Below are 19,893 nucleotides of genomic sequence, written 5' to 3' on the forward strand. Positions count from 1 at the left end.
GTGCATTGGTTAGCTCCTCTCTCTTTTTTCATTACTTTTATTTACTTAGACACAGAAAATCCTTCCGCATCTTTCACTGCATCCGCATATTCATCAAGCAAAGCACGGACTTCATCGGTGGTCTCTGATTCCATCAGGCGATTTCGTAACTCACTCGCTCCCCTGAATCCACGTACGTAGATCTTAAAGAAGCGGCGAAGCGGTTTGAATTGGCGTGGCTCAAGTTCTTCCGAATACTTATCATGAAGATCGAGCTGCAGGCGAAGAAGATCGAGCAATTCCCCACTCGTATGGTCTTTCTTCTCCTTTTCGAAAGCGAACGGATTATGGAAGATCCCCCGTCCGATCATAATGCCGTCCACACCGTATTTCTCCGCAAGTTCAAGTCCCTTCTCTCGGTCAGGGATGTCTCCGTTGATCGTCAGTAATGTATGAGGGGCGATTTCGTCACGAAGCTTCTTGATTTCAGGAATCAGCTCCCAGTGGGCATCCACGTCACTCATTTCCTTTTTCGTGCGAAGGTGGATGGAAAGATTGACAATGTCCTGTTCCAACAAGTGTTTCAGCCAGTCGTGCCACTCCTCGACTTTTGTGTAACCAAGTCGTGTTTTCACACTGACGGGAAGTCCTCCTGCTTTGGCTGCCTGGATGATTTCCGCTGCGACATCCGGTCGGCGGATCAGGCCGGATCCTTTTCCATTCGCTGCCACATTGTGCACCGGACATCCCATGTTGATGTCGATTCCGCGAAAGCCCATTTTAGCCACACCGATACTCGTTTGACGGAAGTATTCAGGTTTATCACCCCAAATGTGAGCGACCATCGGCTGTTCGTCTTCCGTGAACGTCAGACGCCCGCGTACGCTGTCCTTTCCCTTCGGATGACAGTAGCTTTCTGTATTCGTGAACTCTGTAAAAAACACGTCAGGTCTCGCCGCTTCACTCACCACATGACGAAAAACGACATCGGTCACGGCTTCCATCGGTGCCAGAACAAAAAATGGCTTAGGCAACTCATGCCAGAAATTTTCTTTCATACTCTATTTAAACCCTTTCCTTTAGGGAAGCATGTTCCCAAAATTAAAAAGTAAGATGCTTTACTGTTATCCATGCCCGGTCAGGATGGATTCCAACCAGTATATACTTTAATGGTATTGGACGAAAAGTGCAAGGGAACGTGTCGTCTTGTTGGGAGGGAAATACTAATTATTGAAGAAAAATGCACCAAATCCCAAATCGTTTAATAAGGCGGTCGGAATAGGGCTTTCAGTACGTTGAATATGGAAGAATTTATTTTATAATACCGAACACAATCTGTAAAAAATTGCTATAATTGTTTACAGAAGCAGTGTATCGACCTGCGACAGTAAAGGGGAGCGGCCAATGTCTGAGTTGAATGAAAATCCGTTAATGAAGAGTGATGAAAAGAAACCGAAAATTAAGGTGGAAAGAAAAGAAGGGGAACCAACTTCCGCATTTAAAGGGGCAAGTTGGGCAGCTCTTGTGATTGGGGTTTCCGCTTATTTGATCGGCTTGTTCAATGCCGGAATGGAACTGAATGAGAAGGGGTATTACTTTGCAGTATTGGTATTCGGACTCTATGCAGCTGTATCCCTGCAAAAAGCGGTAAGAGACAAGGAAGAGGATATCCCTGTTTCGGGCATCTATTATGGGCTCAGCTGGTTTGCCGTCATTGTAGCCGTATCGTTGATGACCATCGGACTTTATAACGCCGGAAGTATCATCTTAAGTGAAAAAGGATTTTATGGAATGTCGTTTGTTCTTAGTCTGTTTGCGGCCATTACGATTCAAAAAAATATCAGGGACACACAGGTGGCAAGAGACAGAGATTAATGATGGGGGTGGTACTGATTACAGTACTGCCCTTTGTCGTTAAAACGTTCCTGACAAGCCCACTCATCTCATCGTCAATACGAATACTTTAGTAACAAGACGATTAATCAGTATCTATAGAGGTGAGAAATGTGTACCAAGATCCAGGGTTTTTAAAAGGTCTTACGGGCGAAGTGGTGACGGTGAAGGATTCGGTTTATGACGAAGCCCGACAGGAATGGAATCGAGCCATCAATAAGTTTCCGTTGGTGATTGTGTATTGTGAAAGAAAGAAGGATGTGGTGAATGCCATCTGTTGGGCACGAAAGCATCATGTCAGTATCCGTATACGGTCAGGCGGGCATCATTATGAAGGGTATTCTACCGGTGATTTGGTGTTGGTCATTGATATCAGTCGTTTGAATGAGCTGAAATTGGACAAGCAACGGAACATGTTGAAAATAGAAGCGGGAGCAAAGAATACAGAAGTATATGATCTGATAGGATCCAATGGCTATGTTTTCCCGGGGGGGACTTGTCCGACGGTTGGTGTGTCGGGATTTACACTCGGTGGTGGCTGGGGATTTTCGAGCAGGCTTTACGGATTGGGATGTGACAGTCTGATTGAGTTGGAGCTGGTCGACTACCAGGGAAGGCTTATCAGGGCAAACAAATATTGCAACTCCGATCTGTTCTGGGCATGCGGTGGTGCCGGCGGAGGGAATTTCGGGGTCATTGTCAGTATGACCTTCCAACTTCCGGAACCGACGAATTGTCCTGTCACGCTAGTAAGGTTCTATTATGTGGGCACCACCAGTGAAAAGCAGGCACAAGTGATGAACGTTTGGCAGAACTGGTTACCTGGACTTGATAAACGGATGACGATTGTGGTCAGTTTCTATAACGCTGAAGGTGAAGGACTGGGTATCTTTGCGACAGGATTTTTCTATGGCTCATCTGCACGTGCCAGGGAGATTTTACAGCCTTTTGCAGAGGTGGAAGGATTCCGGGTAGAGCTTGAGACCTCCTCATTCCTTGAAGCGGTGAAAAAAGTGGAAGAAACGTATCCTCCATCTGAAAAATTCAAGTCGACGGGCAGATTTGTTCAAAGGCGTTATTCACCTTCCGAGCTTAAGCATATCGCAGACCTGGTGCAGGAACCGGCAGCAGGTTCCGTGTACGCGGCGGTATCCTTTTATGCAATGGGCGGGGAAATCAGGTGTGTCGGTAAAAGAGAAACGGCCTTCTTCTATAGGGATGCAAGATACATCATGGGTATCCAGTCGGTATGGACAGAAGATTCTGCTGCGGAAGAAAACCGGGAATGGGTCAGAGGCCGTTTTGAATATATTAAAAGCATCACAGAAGGGTCCTATGTGAATTTTCCCATCAACAAACTTAGGAATTATGAATGTGAGTACTTTGGGGAGAATGCGAAAAGATTGGATAAGGTGAATAAGAAATATGATCCGTATAATGTGTTCAGGTTCCCTCAGGGGTTGAGATAAAGAGTGGCTGTTTGGCTGCTGAATAAGAACATTCGACATGCCGGCACGATTTTTCTAAGCTACGCATGATTAGTTGAAATCTCGCATGAAAAACGTTTAAACCGCACGATAATAGAAATCCCCGCACGATCCAGTTCATTTCTCGCATGATTCTTTCTATAAAAAATACTCCATAAAAAAGAAGTATCCAAGAACAATAAAACGTTCTGGATACTTCTTTTATGAACGTTATGCAGTTGTAACCTGCTTCTGATCCAACCGATAACTCAAGAAAGTGAGCAGACTCGCACAAATCGCAACCACTCCGCCGACGAGCGTCACATTCATCAACGGTCCCTGGTGGTAGACAAGACCACCGAGTGCCGATCCCATGGCGATGCCGACGTTGCTCGCAACCGGCATCAGGGAAGCGGCGAGGCCGGTCGCTTTCGGTTGATACACACCGGCAAGGTCGATCAAGTAAAGCTGGGTCGAGGTGGTAAGGAGGATGGCCATCAGAGACATCAATCCAATGTTCATTAATCCAACAATAAAATGATCGGTCGTAAAGTACAGGGCAAACAGGACAAATGCCTGGATAAGAAACACGAATCGGAGGCGTCCGATGGCATTGTGACTGGCAATCTTCCCTGCAAGGATGTTGCTGAAAATCGAAATGAACCCGTAAGCGAACAGGATCAAGCTGATGGAGCTGCCTGGTGCTCCCATCTTGTTCAGAATTGGGACAAGATACGTAAATACTGCATAGGTCGCCCCGAAGCCAAGGGACGGAATGAAGAAAGCCATCAGAATCCTGGGGTGGGTCAATAAGGAGAACTGATCACGCATGGAACTGCGGTATTGACTAAGCTTACTCGGTAAATTCATGAAAGATGCCAAAAAGGCAACAACACCTAGTAACGTCGTCAAAAGGAACGTAGCATGCCAGTTGTACCATTCGGCAATGACCGTTCCGATTGGGACTCCGATGACGTTTGCCAGGGTGAATCCGCCGAACACGAATGAGATGGCGACGCCTCTTTTTGTGACGGGAATGGCTTCACTGGCGATTGTCATGGCAAGGGAGATCAATACGCCTGTCACAATCGCTGTCAGCATCCTAAGCGCCATAAGCATGACGTAGCTTGTTGAAATCACGCACAAAGCATTCAAAACGATGAACGACCCTATCAAACACAACACCCATTTTCGCTTTGGAAAATGGCTTGTTGCCGACATGACAATGGGCGTGGCTATGGCAAAGGTAATCGCAAAAGCTGAAACGAGCGTGCCTGCCTTTGCATTGGTTATATGAAGACTTGAAGAAATCTCCGTTAAAATCCCGACGATGACAAATTCGCTTGTCCCGAGAACAAATGTTAGTAATGTAAGAGTAAAAATAAGGAACCAATGTTGTTTAGATAATACCGTTTCTTTCATAAGTACCTCTTTTCTAAGTTGAATATCCATATGGGTTAGAGTGGGCAAACAATTTAACCATCATACCATAAACCGTTTTTATACAGGAAGCCTTCTGATTAAAATAGTCGCAAAAGAGCAGGACTCCATTTTCATGTCCTGCACAGCGTCTTCTTTTTTACTTTACGATCTGGTTTGATTTGAGGTAAATGTGGATATATCTTCTAAATAAGTTCATTAATAAGGAAGAATGTGATGAATTTGAACAGATAGTAGAACAACAATTTATGTTGATCCACCACCATGAATTAATTGAAAACCATGTGTTGGACAACTAAGCAAGTGCTATCGAGAACGCTAGAACAGATCCGTCTCACTAAGAGACGGATTTTTGATAGTACCATTGGTAAAATGTTTCAGCTTCCTCACTTGATACTCCAAACAACAAACTTTCATGGGCGGGGTTTGCCCGGTTTGAAAACGTGATGGTAGCCACACCAAACTTACGCTCGAGAAAAGAGTGTTTTACCATTACCTGCTGGATCCGATTACGATGAGTGATGAAGGTTTCATTGATCAAACCTCCTTTACGGATTTGGATCGTTTGTCCCTGACGTGAATAGCTCGTAAACCAATAATCAAGAAATCTAAGTAAAATGGAAACGGCAAAGATTATTCCTGCCCCCCACATCCATTCCATTTTGAAGATCCAAAATCCAGCAATCGAAACGATTGTCAGATAATACGGCTGGATAAGCTTCAGCCAAAGGACTTTTAGAGGAAAGCGCTCGGTATTCTCCTTGACTGGATACTGGGGTAGGATGGTGTGTAGCATGTCATAGGCTTCCTTTTTCGGCATAAACGGATAAAACGAACTGATCTCCTCTTCGGACGAACCGGCACTGATCAATTTGACGGATACGAGTCCTATCATTCTTTTGACAATGGATTGTTCGACTCTGACCGCTTGCACTTTATTCTTTGGAATAGAGAAACTTACCTCATTTCCAATCCCTTTCTCGATATAAATCCGTTCGTGATCATCGCTGATGACGTAGTTTCCGTACTTTATAGACGTTTTCACGAAGCCAATCAAAATGGACAGCAAAATGGCAGCAAGGAATAAAATGACAAGAATCCATATATGTCCAACAAGGTAATGCCAGGCACTTTCCGCAGATTTCTCAATGGCAAAGAAGTCTGCCAAATTGAAATAGACGGCACTTAATAACGGGAAGATCGCCAGAAAGCTGAGTGAGGTAAAAGATGCTTTGATCAGATCCTTCCTGGTCGTCTGGAAGTGTACCCTTCGTTCTGGTATCGTCTCTTCTTTCAATTCAGTGAATTCCTGGGTTTGTTCAAGGTGAGTCAGGATTCGTTCCTTTTCAGCCTGTGTAATAACAGGAAAATTGCAGGTTGCGTCCTCGTCGCTTGTTCCGGTCTCCATGGTTAAAGAGGTTAATCCGAACCAGCGATGGACGAAGGTGGTGTGGGACCTGTGGCTATGGATCCGGTTCCAGGCAACGGTTTTTTGCTTTTTAATGAACATCCCTTCTTTGAAGATGATGGACTCCGTTCCTAATTCATAGCGGTTTGAGAACCACTTGGTGAAAATAGAGACAACAGAACCCGCTGTCACGATTAACAATGCATAGCGGCTCCATACTACCCATCCGGCAGTGGAGTTTGCCTTCAGGATGAACAGGAGGAGATAGAATCCAAACTGATTCTTTACGATTGATATTAGTTCAACGAGAATATACGCGGGATGATATCGTTTCGAAGGTTTGATCATGCTCCCATTTCTCCTTCTTCGGTATCCCTTATTTTTGCAAAGGTGGCAATCTCTATTTTTAATGATTTTGCAATATCGGATGAAATGGACGGTATTTTATGATTGGAAGTCGTGGTCCCGATTTCCAGGTCATAAAGATCATACCGACGCATGATCGGTCCTTGCTCGGTTCGGACGTATTCCACTTTTTCCATTGGGATCAAAATGTGCTGCTGCTGCCACTTTCCGAATTTCAGCTGGACAAATTCCCGGTCAACCTGGTAGCGCCATGTTCTTTGTAAATAAATAGGTTCAATGAAGATGGAGAAAATGGCAGAAAGAATGAGTAGACCCCCCAGTAGGTACAGGACGATCCCAACCCAGTCGTACCAGTCCAATTGGTTTGTACAAAATATAGAAATTCCTATGATGAGCAGTGCAGTTGTATGCCCAATCGTGTTGGAGATCCTCCAGACTTTGGTGGCTTTATTTGATATGGTTTCCGTTGGTTCTGTTATATGTAAGTACATATGGTTCACCTCTGTCTATATTTACGGTTTTAAGAAATAAATAGTTTCATAGAATATGGAAATTAATCGTGATATCTATTAAGTAATTCGAACTGATAGATAATATCACTAAGAAATTTCTGTGATATAGTGAGTGATATGGTAAATTTTAGATAAGTGTACGACTATTGAGGTGAGTAGAACTGAAGAAATTGAAAGATATAGATGATATTACCCGTGTGTACCTTAGCAATATGCAGTTTCCTAAAGAAAACAGAAGAAATGTAATAGGGTTTCTAATCCTCCTTTTGGACTTTTTAGGATTGCTTCCTTTACTGAGCATTCCTTTTTCTTCCTCCTTCTTCTGGGCTGCACTGGCACCGGCTGTCTTTATTCATTTATGGGGCATTCTTTATATCGTTGCTCCCTATAAATTTGAACGATCTTATTACTTATACATTGGAGTTTTTGGGATTGTAAATACGTATGTATTTTTCCTTGTTATTCAAAAGCTTTTATATCTTCATATCGGTGTAGAAAGCAGCCGCTTCTTTTACATAGGATTAGTGCTTATGGTGTTTCTATTGGTATTTATTCAGTTTTTTCATGTGAAAATGCTTTATTCCGGTACCTATGTCAAAATCCAAGATGGAAAGTCCCCATTCACTATTTCATCAATTGTCGCTTTCTCAACTTTTGGATACGTTGCTGCACAGTTTTTAATGTCCTATATGCTCACTGACTCAGCTTTTATGATTGTATTAATGATGGCGTATTCGGTTGTATCGGTCGTTACTGCTTATTTATCTACTTTCATTCACCGGTATATTTATATACAAAAAAATAAGGAAAAAGTGTTGAAAATGTATCCTGATTTTGGGAAACCAAAGGATTCCAGAAAGTTTGGTTAGGGGGATTTTATCGTTGAAGCATGAGAAGGTAGATGATATTACTCTGTCTTATTTAAGGTTCCAATCACCCAGCGAAAACAGGAGTAATATATTCGTGTTCTTTTTCGTTTTTCTGGATCTCATTGGTGTGCTTTTCCTTCTGGGAGAGCCATTGATTCCTTCGTTATTTTGGGGTGGCATGATTCCGGTGATATTAATTCACCTGTGGGCCACTCCATATATAATTGCTCCTTATACGTTTGAGAGATCCTATTATCTATTTTTCGGAGTGTACGGGGTTATCAATACCTTCATATACTTTTTAGTCATACAAAAATTGATATATTCTCATTTTCAAATAATCGGAATAGCCCCATTGGTTTTAGGATTAATTCTATTTGCCTCCCTCCTTCTCATCATGAATTGGATGAACATCCGCTTATTGTATTCAGGGACGTACTCACGTCTTCAGAAAGGAGAAAAAACTGTAAACCTTTCTCCGATTGCTTCCGCCTCAGGCATTGGCTACGTACTGGGACAGGTAATCCTATCGTCCTTCTTTGTAGAATCAGTAAAAACCCTTATGATCATTGCAGTGTTCTCTATACTCTCCGTGGCGACAGCTTACTTTTCGACCAGCATCCATAAATATTTTTATATCAGAAGAAACATCGAGAAGGTAAAACAGGTTTATCCCCAATTCGGGTTACCGGAAAAAGAAAGAACGATGATTGAGAGAAAAGGTGAAAAGAGGAGAAAACATGAAAAAGCATAAATGTATTGAACCGATCATATTATCTTATTTAAATTTGCAAACACCGAAAGAAAATAGAAGAAATATCATTACGTTTTTTATCATTTTTTTAGACATCATTGGACTCCTTCCCATTTTGGGGGAGCCCTTCTCCTACGCCTTTGTCTGGCCGGCTGTTTTACCGGTGGCATTATTACATATATGGGCAATCCTTTACGTGGTGGCCCCGTTTCAGTTTGAAAAGTCGTACTACCTGTTTTTCGGTATATATGGCATCGTGAATACATATGTGTATTTTTTGGTGATTCAAAAATTTTTGTATGTGCATGCCGGATTGAGTGGCAGGGTTCCATTTATATTAGGTGTGCTTTTCCTACTGGGTTTGCTGGTGTTTTTCCAGCTGTTTAATCATAGAATGTTGTATTCTGGGACGTATACAAGACTTCAGCGGAATGACCATAAGTTCAAGTTATCTCCTATTTTAACCGCTTCAAGTATCGGGTATGTCATTGCCCATATTCTGCTTTCTACGTTCATGACGGAATCTCTTTTTGTGATCATCATCATTACGGGAGTGTCCATCCTATCAATACTCACCGCTTTTTTTTCAATATCTGTCCACCGATACTATTTTATTTTGAAACATGAAGAGACAGTTAAGAAGGTATATCCTCAGTTTGGGTTACCTAAGAAGGCAAGAAAACAAAGGTAAGGTGAATTAGGAAATTAGGAAAGGACTGTTTTTCGCTTTTTCGATCACTCCAATAAAAATAATATTTAATTGTAAAAAAATGTTTATTAAATAAAGTTAAATGGTATTTAATAATGAATAAAAGGTTGTGGTAAAAAAGATTCATTTTTGTTCATTTTAGTACTTCCTATGTCGGAAATAACAATATTTTTATAGAATGATTATATTAGAAAAAAGTGGGAATCGGTTTTGGAGTGTAAGGAGGAAATGCCATGAGTAATAATGATTTTATAATTAATCAATTGCAAAGTGATTTATCATTTTTAAATACTCAACTAGCAGACAATCAAGAGAAACTCATCAGGTTGAAATTGGCCAAGAGGGATATCGAAGCAAATCAAGAAATATATTTTGCAAACAAAAGGCTCGTTGAGGAACCTCAATTGACTGTCGATGTTTGGAGTGGAAGACATGCCAATGTATTTCTAGGAATTAGATCTACTATTGAAGATTCCTACAATAAAGTAGGAAATGAAGGTATAGAAGGATTGTTGCATGGTATTGAAGAGAAAATCTCCTATTTTGAAGCAGAAAACCAACAAGTAATGAATTCAATATCTTCAAAGAGAGAAAATATTTCACAATTAATCAATTCATAGAAGAGAGTTGAAATTATGACAGAAGAGATACAAATTGTAAAAAGTGAAGTGAGTAGTGCATTAGAAGAACTTAGGAATACTATACATTCACTAGATGCAAGCAATCCCCAAATTAATTTCACCCAAAATAAATTAGATCTAATTAATAAGTTATTACAGATTGAAAAAAACTATTATCAAGTATTAAATCAATATAAGTCTATTCTACAGAATGTACAGCAAGATTCCTCTGATAGTGTGGAGGAGCTATTTGCAAGAGATCAAGGACTTGCCAAAAGAATACGCTAATAAGGAGAAAATAGAATGAAGGTACTTAACGTTTCTGAAATCCTTACTGAGTTGGAATTAACAGTTAGTAAGAAAGAAGATGAAAAAAAACAGATTTTAGATATACGTAATTCCTTGAATAAGGTGATAGACTTAGAACGTTCGCTTTCGGGAAGTACAGGAGAGGCAATTAAAGAACATTTTACTGTCCTTCACGTACCTGCACTCATATTGTTCAATCAATTTTTAGATGAATATATAAACCAATTGAAAGAAATCCAGAACATACTGTTAGACTATGAAAGTGAAAATGGGGTAGTTAGTCAGGATTTTATAGAATATGACGTTAAGCAAGGACTTGAAAAGCTTGATAGATTAACAGAGGATGTAATTGAAAGTATTAATCATGATTTTAGTAAGGTGAGTGATTTGGTAAGTGCCTCACCTCTATCAATGAATCTCATTCATTCCTCCGTAGAACAAGCGCGCAGGCACAATCACGAAACGGTAGAAAATCTTGCCAAGACTGATTATCAAGGTTCAAATATTCTACAGCCTTCTATAGATCAAATCCAAAATATCTCTGAACTCATAGGGAATATTAAGGGTTGGTCAAAAGGGGGAGTAGTGTTAAGTGAAAGTACGATTAAAGAGATTAACAAATATTTTACAGAGAATGATTTCATTAATAAGTTAATCGACTCCGCAACAGAACTTTCTGAACAACAAAACGATTCTACAATGGCAGGTAACGTAGCTGATTGGTTAGATAAAATGGGAAAAATGAATGGGGGAATGGATGCCTTAAAGGGTACGATGGCTGCTTCAATTTTATTATCCAAACGAATTATTCTAACTAGAGATGGAAAAGGAAATTTTATCGTAAAGGCTCACCCTGATTGGATCAAGGGTAAGAATGGTGCATACGGATCAAAACTTGCAAATACGATTCATGGAATACTAAAAAAAGGAAGTTCTAGTTCTATATCTAGCATCCAAAATTATTTCTCCAAATTTCAAAATGCTCCAAGTAGGATGTTACGCCATCTAGCGGGGTTAAATCCAGGAACTAATTTAAAAAGCTATAAAAAAATATTAGAACATCAACACCCGTATTTAAAGTTTTCACCAAGTCAAACGGAAGTTTATAAGCGTGCCGTATTAGATTTAAAAGGGACAGCATCTCAAGTTACCGATATGAAGGCAGTAAAAGCTATTGCGAGAAAAATTCCTTATGCAGGTATTTTATTTTCGATTGGTACAAACTCAGGCGAATTTTTTAGTGATCAGAATAAGAATAAGTCGGTAGCAGAAAAGGTGGGGAGAGCAACTGCTGGAATCGGAATGGATGTAGGAGTGGCAGGAATGACTACAGGTGGAGCATTTATTGGCACTCTTATCTGTCCTGGTCCTGGTACTCTTATAGGAGGTGCTATTGGTGCAACTGCAGGTATCGTTGCATCAATTAATTTCGAAGATCAAATAAAAGATATTGGAGAAAAAGCAGGGAAGTGGAGTGAAGAGAAAATCGGAGAAGTTAAGGAAACGTTTAATAATACTGTTGATGATGTAAAAGATAAAGTTTCAGGTGTCGGTGATTTTGTTTCTGGATTGTTTAATTAGATTATTTTTGACGGGAGAATTTTATGGGTAATTCTATCGATTTAACTACTATGGAATTTGCGGCCTCCTTGGCCTTATGCGGTTATGAAAATATGGCTAGCCAAGTGTTGAATAATATGCACCTAATCAATGATGAAGAAAAACTAACTAGATACATTGAGGAAGTCGAAATCTCTTTAAAATCAAAGGGATATTGGGAAGAAGAACGTTCTTCATCCCTTGTATCCGGGTTAGAGGATCTTTTACATTTACTTGTTCATTCAAAGAAAAAAGTGAGATTAATAAAAGCTACGCAAATACTATTTATTCATCTTTTAGATGAAAAAACAGTTCTGATACAAGAAATTAAAAACCAAATTCACTCTTTCGCTATTCACAAAATAAAAGATGATGTTTTTCAGCTTTTATTAAAATACTATAAAAATGATTTACCTGACCAGAGTGTTGAAATACAACAGACTTTACTATTATCAGATCAAATGTATGATGAGCTTCATAATTTAGACCCTAAAGTTATTGATAATATAATTAACGATAAGAAGATAGAAGTGGAGTTGAAACAATTCCTTCAAGATTTTAAAAATAATAATAAGGAATTCGATAATCTATCATTTATGGAAATGGATTATATAAATGATAACTTACATATTCATCAAGTGATTTTTATGCTACCAAGTGAAAAGTTTGTCTGGCACTTAGATTATGAAAGAATTAATGATAAAGAGGTTTATGTTATACCTACAAAAATTGATACTTATTTTGAAAAGATAAATCAGGAAATACTTGATTACTTTTTTTTAGGAGACTCCACGCATGTTTAATAAAAAGAAAATGCTAGGATTTATTTTAATGGTTATAGTAATGACTCTTATTTCTTTTTCTTTATCTGGAATAAATATTCCTCTTCCAAGTGCCTTCGTCCCTCTAATGATTGCGGCTAATTGCGTGTTTGCTTTTATTTCTATCTTTACTCAACGGTTGATTATTGCATTATATGAAGTAAATGTCTTTGAAGAAAAAGATAGTCTAGGCAGCTACTTCTATAAATACGTGGCTATTTTCACTTCAGGTATAAACTATTATGTTCAAAATGTATTAAACCGTCTTCCTTTTCTGGTTAACAAGCTTTTGGGCCTAGGTTTTTTCATATCTCTTATGTGGATAGGGTTTGGAATAGTTGGTATCTTTGATTAATAGTAAAAGGAATGATCTTTAGGGGGACATAGCATGAAGAAGGAAACAATCTTTAATCTTTCAACAACGGAACTTATCAACGGCTTAAAGCAAGCAGGATTTAGCAAAAAAGCGAACCAACTGAAGAGAAAAAGCAATAAACACAAAGAAAAAAGGGATCAGGAAATAGGTGAATCCAAAAATAACTCGAAAGAATTTAGAAAGATAATAGATGATATTGGAAAGTCAGAACACTATGTCCGCTTTGAGAATGGGGAAGAAAAGTTATTAATCCATTCTATAGATAAGCAACTGGCTCTTTTTGAAAGGATCAATCGTTCTAAACACACTTTTTTTTATCAGAATTTAGATAAGGAAGTTTCATTGATAGTGTGTGAATTCTACAATCTTAACATTGAAGTCGATGAAGATCCGGCCAAGATAAATCTGGATCTTGCTACCAGTACCTTCGATATGATTCATGCTATTGAGGAAAAAGAGCTTAATCGCATGATTAATGACCAGAGTCAGGCCTTTCAAATTCGCTTATTCTTGGAAGCATTTAAAGCTAATGGACAAAAAACCAACCACATTACTTATGTAAATAGTACGGCTAATAAAACAGAGGATGTTTATCTATTCATTCCCGCAGAAGAATACATATGGTCGATTAATCATGAGAAAGTAAATGATGATCAAATCATTGCCACTAGTAGCTCTTTCAAGAGTTTTTTTGAAGTTGTTCAACTAACTGTAGTAGAATATTTAACTTCAAAATTCAGCAAAAAAGGTAACAAAAAAGATGAAAAATTCTTTTCAATTAAACGAGGTTTTGTTTTTCTCATAAAGAGTAATGTTCTCCTTCTGTTATTCACTCTATTATTCTTTCTGAATAAAAACAGTTGGGCTCTGGACGGAGAGGATTACGTAACATTATTTGCCGTTCAGGGGGAAGCACTTCTTATAATCTTATCTTTCATTGCTTGTCTACGTCCCAGAATCTTAAAATAGGTATAGAAAACACGCTATCGTGAAAAAGATGGCGGAAAAGGAATACCGCACTACATAAAAGAGCCATCCCAACTTTTATCAGGGATGGCTCTATCCGTTTATAACGCCGCTTTAATCACCTTTTTATAATACAAAACCGATAATACACCAAAGACCGAATATAACACCGTATATAAAACCATCACAATGATCATCGGCGTCCAGACTTCGGCCCCGAATAGGAACCATCCTGATTGAACCGCAAAGTAACTGTGCAGAAGTCCGATGAGGAGAGGGATCCCGAAGCTGAAGAGCTGCTTACCTTGAATGCCTCTCAATAAGTCACCTTGGGTGAATCCTAATTTTCGTAAAATGGTATAGTTCGGTTTCTCATCTTCACTTTCGTCCATCTGTTTGAAGTAGAGGATACAGCCCGATGTGATCAGGAAGGTGAGGCCGAGAAAGCCGACGATGAACATCGTGAGGCCCATGCTTTGTTTTTGTTCGGCTTTCATGTCGTACTGTGAAGTGTTCCCCCATCTTTCAACTAGATTTAATTCATGAAAGAGGTCGTTTGCTTTCTTTACGTCTTTTTCCTTCTCGATGTTCACACCGATATAAAGGGAGGATTCTCTCTGAATTTCTGGATCCAGATCCTTTTTTAGCTGCTGAAAAACATCATCATCCACAATGACCGCAGGTGAACCGAACCCTGTAAACCACCCAGAGATCGGGTATTCATCCCGCATTCCCAAGTATTTGAGCTTTATGTTCTTCGTCTTTCCTTTCAGCTCTGTCTTGCCGGAATCGTGTAGTGGCATCAGCTTTTGAAGTAAGTCGCTATAGCCTGTAAAGACCGTTTCGTCTATTTTTACGTCAACACCTTCTACACTTTTTTCACTGATGACAGCAGTAGGCATGGCATCTTGTGATCCGTTCAATTCACTAAATTCAGAGTCTGCAATGTCTTCCAAGTTAACGAGAGCTCTGATGACTTCAATTTCCTCTTTTTTGAATTCAATACCATCATTCAAAAGGGTTTCTTTAAAATCATTGAAGTCTTGTTTGTTTATTAATGAAAAATCCGCCGGGACATTATTTTCAGCCGTTTTTTCAGCTGAATAATACCCGATATAGCTCAAAGATAGTAGTGCGATAGCCAGTGCCGAGACTGTTGTAATAATCGTCAACAATAAGGCGTTGGATTTCATCCTAAACATGATGGATGAAAGAGACAGGACCTCGTTGATGTTTAAGTAACCATCCTTTTTCTTACGGATGACATTAAATATAAAGCTGACAGATCCTTTGTAAAAAAGATAGGTACCCAGAATCACCGAGCCGAGAATAAATAGCATGGCTCCATAAAGTTCTGGCATGGTCGTGAAGTCCCCGCCAAACAATTTAGAAGATACATAATACCCGGAGGCAATTAGAATCATGCCAAAGATTCCGATCACAATTTCAAACTTGGACATCTTTTTCACTTTCGTTTCCGTTGAAGATCGGACTCTGAAAAGGGATAAGATGCTTTGTCTTTTGATGAATACAAAGTTCATCAGCATGATCAGCAGGTAAATCGCACAGAACACGATGATGGTCTGGAGAAGGGCCTTGGCCGAGAAATGCAGTGTGGCAATCGCTTCAACGCCGGTTATATTGAATAATATCATGATGATTAACTTGGAGAAGGAAAACCCGATTAAGATACCAAGTATCAAAGCTCCAAAATATAGGATGAAATTTTCTACACTTAAAATGCGGAAGATTTTATTCTTTGTCATGCCGATCAGCTGAAATAGCCCGATTTCTTTACTTCTTCTCTTAATGAATAGGGTATTGGCGTATAAAAGGAAGATCGAGACAATGGCGACCAGCAGGACAGATGCTGCCCTTACTGCTGCCCCACCCTTGATGGTTCCCTTCGCTGCATCCATGGATGGATCATACTGAAGGGTCACGAAAGCGAAATAAAGGGCAACACTAAAAACTAAAGCAAATACATAAAGGTAATAATTCTTCAGGTTCTTCTTCAGATTTCTGAATATAAGGGTATTAATGTTCATTCTGCACCCCGCCGAGCACACCCTGGGTTTTCATGATGTCACTGAAGAAATGCTGTCTTTCCTGCTCACCTTTATTTAATTGGGTATAGATTTGCCCGTCCTTGATGAAAACGACCCGGCTGCAGTAGCTTGCCGCTACGGGATCATGGGTGACCATGACGATCGTCGCCTTCAGCTTTTGGTTCAGCTCACTCAGTTTGTTCAAGAGGTCAGAGGCCGATTTCGAGTCCAGGGCCCCCGTCGGTTCATCTGCGAAAATGATGCTTGGTTCATGGATGAAGGCACGGGCGGCTGATGTCCGCTGTTTCTGCCCGCCTGAGATTTCGTTCGGATATTTATCTTTCAGTTCAAGGATGCCGAGTTCCGAAGCAAGGTCCTTGAACTTCTGATCGGCTTCTTTCTTAGGGGTCTTGGTGATGGATAATGGCAGAAGGATATTTTCTTTCACCGTCAACGTGTCGAGCAGGTTGTAATCCTGAAAGATAAAGCCGAGGTGATTCTTTCGGAATTGTGCGAGCTGCTTTTCTTTCATCATCGTCATTTCATTGCTTTCAATCTTAATCGAGCCCTCACTGACTTTGTCGATGGAGGATAGGACATTTAGGAGAGTCGTCTTTCCGGAACCCGACGCCCCCATGATACTGACGAATTCACCCTTTTGGATCGACAGGTCGATCCCCTTTAACACTTCCTGCTTATTGAATTTATTTCCGTAGCTTTTATGAAGTTTGCTTGCTTCCAGTATAGTCATCACTTAAAACTCCTTTGATTTGATACCTTTATTATAAAAAGCAGGAAGGTTGTTTTCCTTTTATTGTTCGAACAAAACAGAAAAGCATGTGACATTTTTGTCACACGCCGGTAAGTTGGACGAAATCATTTTTCTCAGGAAAGGTGAGGGTGACCCGGGTCCCTTCTTCCCGTTTGGATTCAATATCTATGGAAATCAGCAGAGGTTCTGACACTCTCTTGGTTAAGTATAAGCCCATTCCCGTAGAAGCATGATCATTGTGGTCGGTGGTCGAGGTGAATCCTTTTTCAAAGATCCTTGGCAGGTCCCTGGAGTCTATTCCCCTGCCGAAGTCTTGTATAGAGAGAGTCACTTTTCCAGCTCTTTTTTCGCTTACTATGGCAATATCCGTTTTAGAGCTATATTTAACAGCGTTAGTCAAAAGCTGCCTGATCATAAAAGAGAGCCATTTCGCATCGCTCAGCACGTTTATGACCTCAAGTTGAATATCAAATCCGATCCCCTTCTGAATACACCAGGATTGCAAGGTCTTTATTTCCTGAAAAATAACAGATTCGAGATTGGTGTCTTCAATGAATAAATCATTCTCCATAAAAGACATACGTTTCTGGTGCAGCTGCTGATCCAACAAAAGGTGGATGCGCAGCCATTCATATTTTAAATGAGACTTCACAGGGTCCTCTCCCAAACGCTCAATCATCAAATGCATAGCAGTCAGCGGAGTTTTCACTTCATGGATCCAGGACAGAAGGTCGTCCTTTTCCTGTTCAAGCATGATTCGGTTCTCAGTTGCTGTCTTTCTCAAAAGGTTTGCCTGCTCCGATAGACTATCCGAAACGATTTCCTGGAAGGGAGTATCCGGGGCATCCACCCCTGTCATGTTGAGGTTATGATCCCATTCTTTCAATCGTTTGAAGAATCGGGTTTCCTTCTGATAGCGGATGAACACAAAAACAGTGAAAAAGAGCAGCGACAGAAACACCATATATATGATCGGTTGTAACGGGATGGCTGTATCGATAAAGGCGATAAAGATCCATAACAGGTGGAGTCCAAGCACGAATGAAATCCAGCTTTTCCGTTCCCATAAGAATGTACGGATCATGGCGAATCCTCTTCAATGGCCAGATACCCCTGCCCGACCTTCGTTTCAATGAAGCGGCCGAGTCCGATCTCTTCAAGGCGCTTCCTGAGGCGGTTCACATTGACGGTCAACGTGTTGTCACTGATGAACCGCTTGTCATCCCAGAGGCTGTTTATCAGGGCATCTCTGCTGACAATCTTATTCTTCTGTTCAATAAGAAGTTTTAATATGTACATTTCATTCTTCGTCAATTCGATAGAACCGATTTCATTGGATACCGTATTCCGTTCAAAGTCAACGGTTGCACTGCACCAGGTCTTGATGCTCACCTGTTCGGTGTTATAGTTATACACCCTTCTGAGAGTGGCCTGAACCTTTGCGATCAGGACATCAAAATGAAAGGGTTTCTGGATGAAATCATCTGCCCCGAGTTGCATGGACATGACCATGTCCGTCGGGTGATCCCGGGAGGACAGGAACAGTATCGGCACATTGGAATGTGAGCGTATCATCCGGCACCAGTGGAATCCGTCGAATTTAGGCAATTGAATATCAATGATCACAAGATCCGGTTTCACCTCGGTGAACTCCTGCATGACATGATTGAAATCGTTGATTCCATATACTTCATAGGACCACTGGGAAAGCCGTTCCTTGATTTCATTGAATAGGGTTGTATCATCTTCGATTAACAATAATTTCAACTCTTTCACCACTCATTCTTGCTGTTTACATAAAGTGTATAGGAAATTGCATGCGTTTGCCATATGACTGAAGATAGGAACTGTTTTATTTAGAAATATTTAGATTATTTTTACAAAAGATGGGTATTTAACTTCTAAAAGCAATTGACCCAATTGCATAAGAAAGGAATTAAATCATGAAGAAACTTCTCGGGTTAGCCTTGATAACAGCCGTTCTGTTAAGTGGATGTGGTGAAGTGCAGATTTCGATTAATAAGGATCAGGAAGTGGAGGCGGAGACCGGCAGCACTAAGAAGGAAAAAGTGGATCTGATCAGTGATGAATCGGAAAACGAAAAGATGAAGGAAGCAGATAAGCAAAAGGCAATCCTTCAATTCATCAACGAGGATATCTATAAGGTGGCAGAATATGAAGTCGTCGCCTTCCAGTCACTGGCCTCCGTATCAGGAGTCAACTATACGGATGATCAAACCGTTTACAGGGAGTTGACCACCATCACCATACCAGCCTACGAGAAAGCCCTGAATGAAGCCCAGGGGATTGAGGCGGGGATCCCTGAGCTTGAAGAAATGGCGGACCGGGTCGTGACGGCAACCCAGACCTTTTATGATGCCCTCATTCTTGAAAAGAAGGCAATTGAAGACCAGGATGAAGGTTTGATCAATGAATCCAATACCAAAATGGAGGAGTATTACAAACTGGTGGACGCCTATCATTCGGACATGGAACTTCTTGCCGAAGAGTACAATGTGACGTATGACCTGAATGAACCGAAACAAAATGTAGAAGAATTATAAGGAAATAAATTATAACCTTACTCCAAAATGATAGGAGTGAGGTTTTTTAAGGTGCTAAATGGATCTTTTAAAAAAATTCTATATAAGAAAATTTTATAAAAAATACGGTTTATAAAAGTAAAAATAAGGATATATAGTAAGTACTTGTAACTAATTGATAGGATTATCCAATCTTGAATCTGCTGATTCGTGAATACAGGGGAGCCTATAGTAATTTTTTTCATACTATTTACCTAATGAACGATAGTAGATCTTATATCAAATGACCTGAAATTGATTATTCCTGTAGTTATAAAGTTTCCTTTTTCCTGTAAAAATTGTGTTTATATGTATGTTTATAATAGTATGATATTGGAAGTGTGGAAACAATTGTAATTATAAGGATATTAAGCGAAAACGGGTTACATAGTTTAGTTGATTTC

20 protein-coding genes are annotated in these 19,893 nt (G+C 40.0%); 12 read left to right on the forward strand and 8 right to left on the reverse strand.

Translation table 11 applies throughout. The annotated features are described in order from the left end of the window. Positions 1–41: 41 nt before the first annotated feature. The gene (locus tag N5C46_RS14940; RefSeq protein ID WP_261749193.1) at positions 42–1,037 is read right to left on the reverse strand and encodes a tRNA dihydrouridine synthase; all 996 of its coding nucleotides are present in this window, start codon (positions 1,035–1,037) and stop codon (positions 42–44) included. Between the two features lie 346 nt (positions 1,038–1,383). On the opposite strand from N5C46_RS14940, the gene yiaA reads away from it, so the two are divergent. After that, a complete protein-coding gene (gene yiaA / locus N5C46_RS14945) occupies positions 1,384–1,854 on the forward strand; it encodes an inner membrane protein YiaA (RefSeq protein WP_034764842.1) in 471 nt (156 codons plus the stop codon). A 131-nt stretch (positions 1,855–1,985) separates the two neighbouring features. After that, positions 1,986–3,341, forward strand: coding sequence for an FAD-binding oxidoreductase (locus N5C46_RS14950; RefSeq protein WP_261749194.1), 1,356 nt, complete (start codon positions 1,986–1,988; stop codon positions 3,339–3,341). 228 nt (positions 3,342–3,569) lie between these two features. Here the strand turns inward: N5C46_RS14950 and N5C46_RS14955 are convergent, their stop codons facing one another. The 3 genes from N5C46_RS14955 to N5C46_RS14965 form a co-directional block, all read right to left on the reverse strand. Continuing rightward, the gene (locus tag N5C46_RS14955; protein ID WP_261749195.1) at positions 3,570–4,760 is read right to left on the reverse strand and encodes an MFS transporter; all 1,191 of its coding nucleotides are present in this window, start codon (positions 4,758–4,760) and stop codon (positions 3,570–3,572) included. 355 nt (positions 4,761–5,115) lie between these two features. Continuing rightward, positions 5,116–6,534 carry a PH domain-containing protein gene (locus N5C46_RS14960; protein WP_261749196.1) on the reverse strand — a complete coding sequence of 473 codons (1,419 nt, stop codon included), beginning with the start codon at positions 6,532–6,534 and terminating at the stop codon, positions 5,116–5,118. Beyond that, positions 6,531–7,043 (reverse strand): PH domain-containing protein, encoded by a 513-nt coding sequence (locus N5C46_RS14965; protein WP_261749197.1) that lies wholly within the window; start codon positions 7,041–7,043, stop codon positions 6,531–6,533. The genes N5C46_RS14960 and N5C46_RS14965 overlap by 4 nt, the downstream gene beginning before the upstream one ends. A 191-nt stretch (positions 7,044–7,234) precedes the next feature. Between N5C46_RS14965 and N5C46_RS14970 the strand changes: the two genes are divergently transcribed. The 9 genes from N5C46_RS14970 (at position 7,235) to N5C46_RS15010 (ending at position 14,090) form a co-directional block, all read left to right on the forward strand. Beyond that, positions 7,235–7,933, forward strand: coding sequence for a hypothetical protein (locus tag N5C46_RS14970; protein WP_261749198.1), 699 nt, complete (start codon positions 7,235–7,237; stop codon positions 7,931–7,933). Between the two features lie 355 nt (positions 7,934–8,288). Further along, positions 8,289–8,687, forward strand: coding sequence for a hypothetical protein (locus N5C46_RS14975; RefSeq protein WP_261749199.1), 399 nt, complete (start codon positions 8,289–8,291; stop codon positions 8,685–8,687). Beyond that, positions 8,674–9,378 carry a hypothetical protein gene (locus tag N5C46_RS14980; RefSeq protein WP_261749200.1) on the forward strand — a complete coding sequence of 235 codons (705 nt, stop codon included), beginning with the start codon at positions 8,674–8,676 and terminating at the stop codon, positions 9,376–9,378. Before N5C46_RS14975 ends, N5C46_RS14980 begins: the two co-directional genes overlap by 14 nt. A 251-nt stretch (positions 9,379–9,629) precedes the next feature. After that, positions 9,630–10,016 (forward strand): DUF5082 domain-containing protein, encoded by a 387-nt coding sequence (locus tag N5C46_RS14985; protein WP_261749201.1) that lies wholly within the window; start codon positions 9,630–9,632, stop codon positions 10,014–10,016. Positions 10,017–10,031: 15 nt separating this feature from the next. Further along, positions 10,032–10,304: a YwqI/YxiC family protein gene (locus N5C46_RS14990; RefSeq protein WP_261749202.1), complete on the forward strand. Its 273-nt coding sequence runs from the start codon at positions 10,032–10,034 to the stop codon at positions 10,302–10,304. Positions 10,305–10,319: 15 nt separating this feature from the next. Beyond that, the gene (locus tag N5C46_RS14995; protein WP_261749203.1) at positions 10,320–11,906 is read left to right on the forward strand and encodes a T7SS effector LXG polymorphic toxin; all 1,587 of its coding nucleotides are present in this window, start codon (positions 10,320–10,322) and stop codon (positions 11,904–11,906) included. 23 nt (positions 11,907–11,929) lie between these two features. Beyond that, on the forward strand, positions 11,930–12,727 hold the full coding sequence (locus N5C46_RS15000; RefSeq protein ID WP_261749204.1) for a hypothetical protein: 798 nt from the start codon (positions 11,930–11,932) through the stop codon (positions 12,725–12,727). Continuing rightward, positions 12,720–13,100, forward strand: a complete 381-nt coding sequence (locus N5C46_RS15005; RefSeq protein WP_261749205.1) for a hypothetical protein — start codon at positions 12,720–12,722, stop codon at positions 13,098–13,100. Before N5C46_RS15000 ends, N5C46_RS15005 begins: the two co-directional genes overlap by 8 nt. 33 nt (positions 13,101–13,133) lie before the next feature. Beyond that, positions 13,134–14,090: a hypothetical protein gene (locus tag N5C46_RS15010; RefSeq protein WP_261749206.1), complete on the forward strand. Its 957-nt coding sequence runs from the start codon at positions 13,134–13,136 to the stop codon at positions 14,088–14,090. Positions 14,091–14,188: 98 nt separating this feature from the next. Here the strand turns inward: N5C46_RS15010 and N5C46_RS15015 are convergent, their stop codons facing one another. The 4 genes from N5C46_RS15015 to N5C46_RS15030 all read right to left on the reverse strand — a co-directional run bounded on the left by N5C46_RS15015 (position 14,189) and on the right by N5C46_RS15030 (position 18,674). Beyond that, positions 14,189–16,135: an FtsX-like permease family protein gene (locus N5C46_RS15015; protein WP_261749207.1), complete on the reverse strand. Its 1,947-nt coding sequence runs from the start codon at positions 16,133–16,135 to the stop codon at positions 14,189–14,191. After that, the gene (locus tag N5C46_RS15020; RefSeq protein ID WP_261749208.1) at positions 16,125–16,886 is read right to left on the reverse strand and encodes an ABC transporter ATP-binding protein; all 762 of its coding nucleotides are present in this window, start codon (positions 16,884–16,886) and stop codon (positions 16,125–16,127) included. Before N5C46_RS15020 ends, N5C46_RS15015 begins: the two co-directional genes overlap by 11 nt. Positions 16,887–16,986: 100 nt before the next feature. Beyond that, positions 16,987–17,991 (reverse strand): sensor histidine kinase, encoded by a 1,005-nt coding sequence (locus tag N5C46_RS15025; RefSeq protein WP_261749209.1) that lies wholly within the window; start codon positions 17,989–17,991, stop codon positions 16,987–16,989. Continuing rightward, positions 17,988–18,674, reverse strand: a complete 687-nt coding sequence (locus N5C46_RS15030; protein WP_261749210.1) for a response regulator transcription factor — start codon at positions 18,672–18,674, stop codon at positions 17,988–17,990. The genes N5C46_RS15025 and N5C46_RS15030 overlap by 4 nt, the downstream gene beginning before the upstream one ends. Before the next feature lie 176 nt (positions 18,675–18,850). Here N5C46_RS15030 and N5C46_RS15035 point away from each other — a divergent pair, with 176 nt between their 5' ends. Continuing rightward, a complete protein-coding gene (locus tag N5C46_RS15035) occupies positions 18,851–19,471 on the forward strand; it encodes a putative periplasmic lipoprotein (RefSeq protein WP_261749211.1) in 621 nt (206 codons plus the stop codon). Positions 19,472–19,893: the final 422 nt, after the last annotated feature.

Source organism: Rossellomorea vietnamensis (assembly GCF_025398035.1).
GTDB classification, from domain to species: domain Bacteria; phylum Bacillota; class Bacilli; order Bacillales; family Bacillaceae_B; genus Rossellomorea; species Rossellomorea vietnamensis_B.

Bases quoted from the DNA above. Each gene is read 5' to 3' on its own strand.
- N5C46_RS14940 (WP_261749193.1), bottom strand. From the start codon at position 1,037: ATGAAAGAAAATTTCTGGCATGAGTTGCCTAAGCCATTTTTTGTTCTG.
- yiaA (WP_034764842.1), top strand. From the start codon at position 1,384: ATGTCTGAGTTGAATGAAAATCCGTTAATGAAGAGTGATGAAAAGAAA.
- N5C46_RS14955 (WP_261749195.1), bottom strand. From the start codon at position 4,760: ATGAAAGAAACGGTATTATCTAAACAACATTGGTTCCTTATTTTTACT.
- N5C46_RS14960 (WP_261749196.1), bottom strand. From the start codon at position 6,534: ATGATCAAACCTTCGAAACGATATCATCCCGCGTATATTCTCGTTGAA.
- N5C46_RS14965 (WP_261749197.1), bottom strand. From the start codon at position 7,043: ATGTACTTACATATAACAGAACCAACGGAAACCATATCAAATAAAGCC.
- N5C46_RS14980 (WP_261749200.1), top strand. From the start codon at position 8,674: ATGAAAAAGCATAAATGTATTGAACCGATCATATTATCTTATTTAAAT.
- N5C46_RS14985 (WP_261749201.1), top strand. From the start codon at position 9,630: ATGAGTAATAATGATTTTATAATTAATCAATTGCAAAGTGATTTATCA.
- N5C46_RS14990 (WP_261749202.1), top strand. From the start codon at position 10,032: ATGACAGAAGAGATACAAATTGTAAAAAGTGAAGTGAGTAGTGCATTA.
- N5C46_RS14995 (WP_261749203.1), top strand. From the start codon at position 10,320: ATGAAGGTACTTAACGTTTCTGAAATCCTTACTGAGTTGGAATTAACA.
- N5C46_RS15000 (WP_261749204.1), top strand. From the start codon at position 11,930: ATGGGTAATTCTATCGATTTAACTACTATGGAATTTGCGGCCTCCTTG.
- N5C46_RS15005 (WP_261749205.1), top strand. From the start codon at position 12,720: ATGTTTAATAAAAAGAAAATGCTAGGATTTATTTTAATGGTTATAGTA.
- N5C46_RS15010 (WP_261749206.1), top strand. From the start codon at position 13,134: ATGAAGAAGGAAACAATCTTTAATCTTTCAACAACGGAACTTATCAAC.
- N5C46_RS15015 (WP_261749207.1), bottom strand. From the start codon at position 16,135: ATGAACATTAATACCCTTATATTCAGAAATCTGAAGAAGAACCTGAAG.
- N5C46_RS15020 (WP_261749208.1), bottom strand. From the start codon at position 16,886: ATGACTATACTGGAAGCAAGCAAACTTCATAAAAGCTACGGAAATAAA.
- N5C46_RS15025 (WP_261749209.1), bottom strand. From the start codon at position 17,991: ATGATCCGTACATTCTTATGGGAACGGAAAAGCTGGATTTCATTCGTG.
- N5C46_RS15035 (WP_261749211.1), top strand. From the start codon at position 18,851: ATGAAGAAACTTCTCGGGTTAGCCTTGATAACAGCCGTTCTGTTAAGT.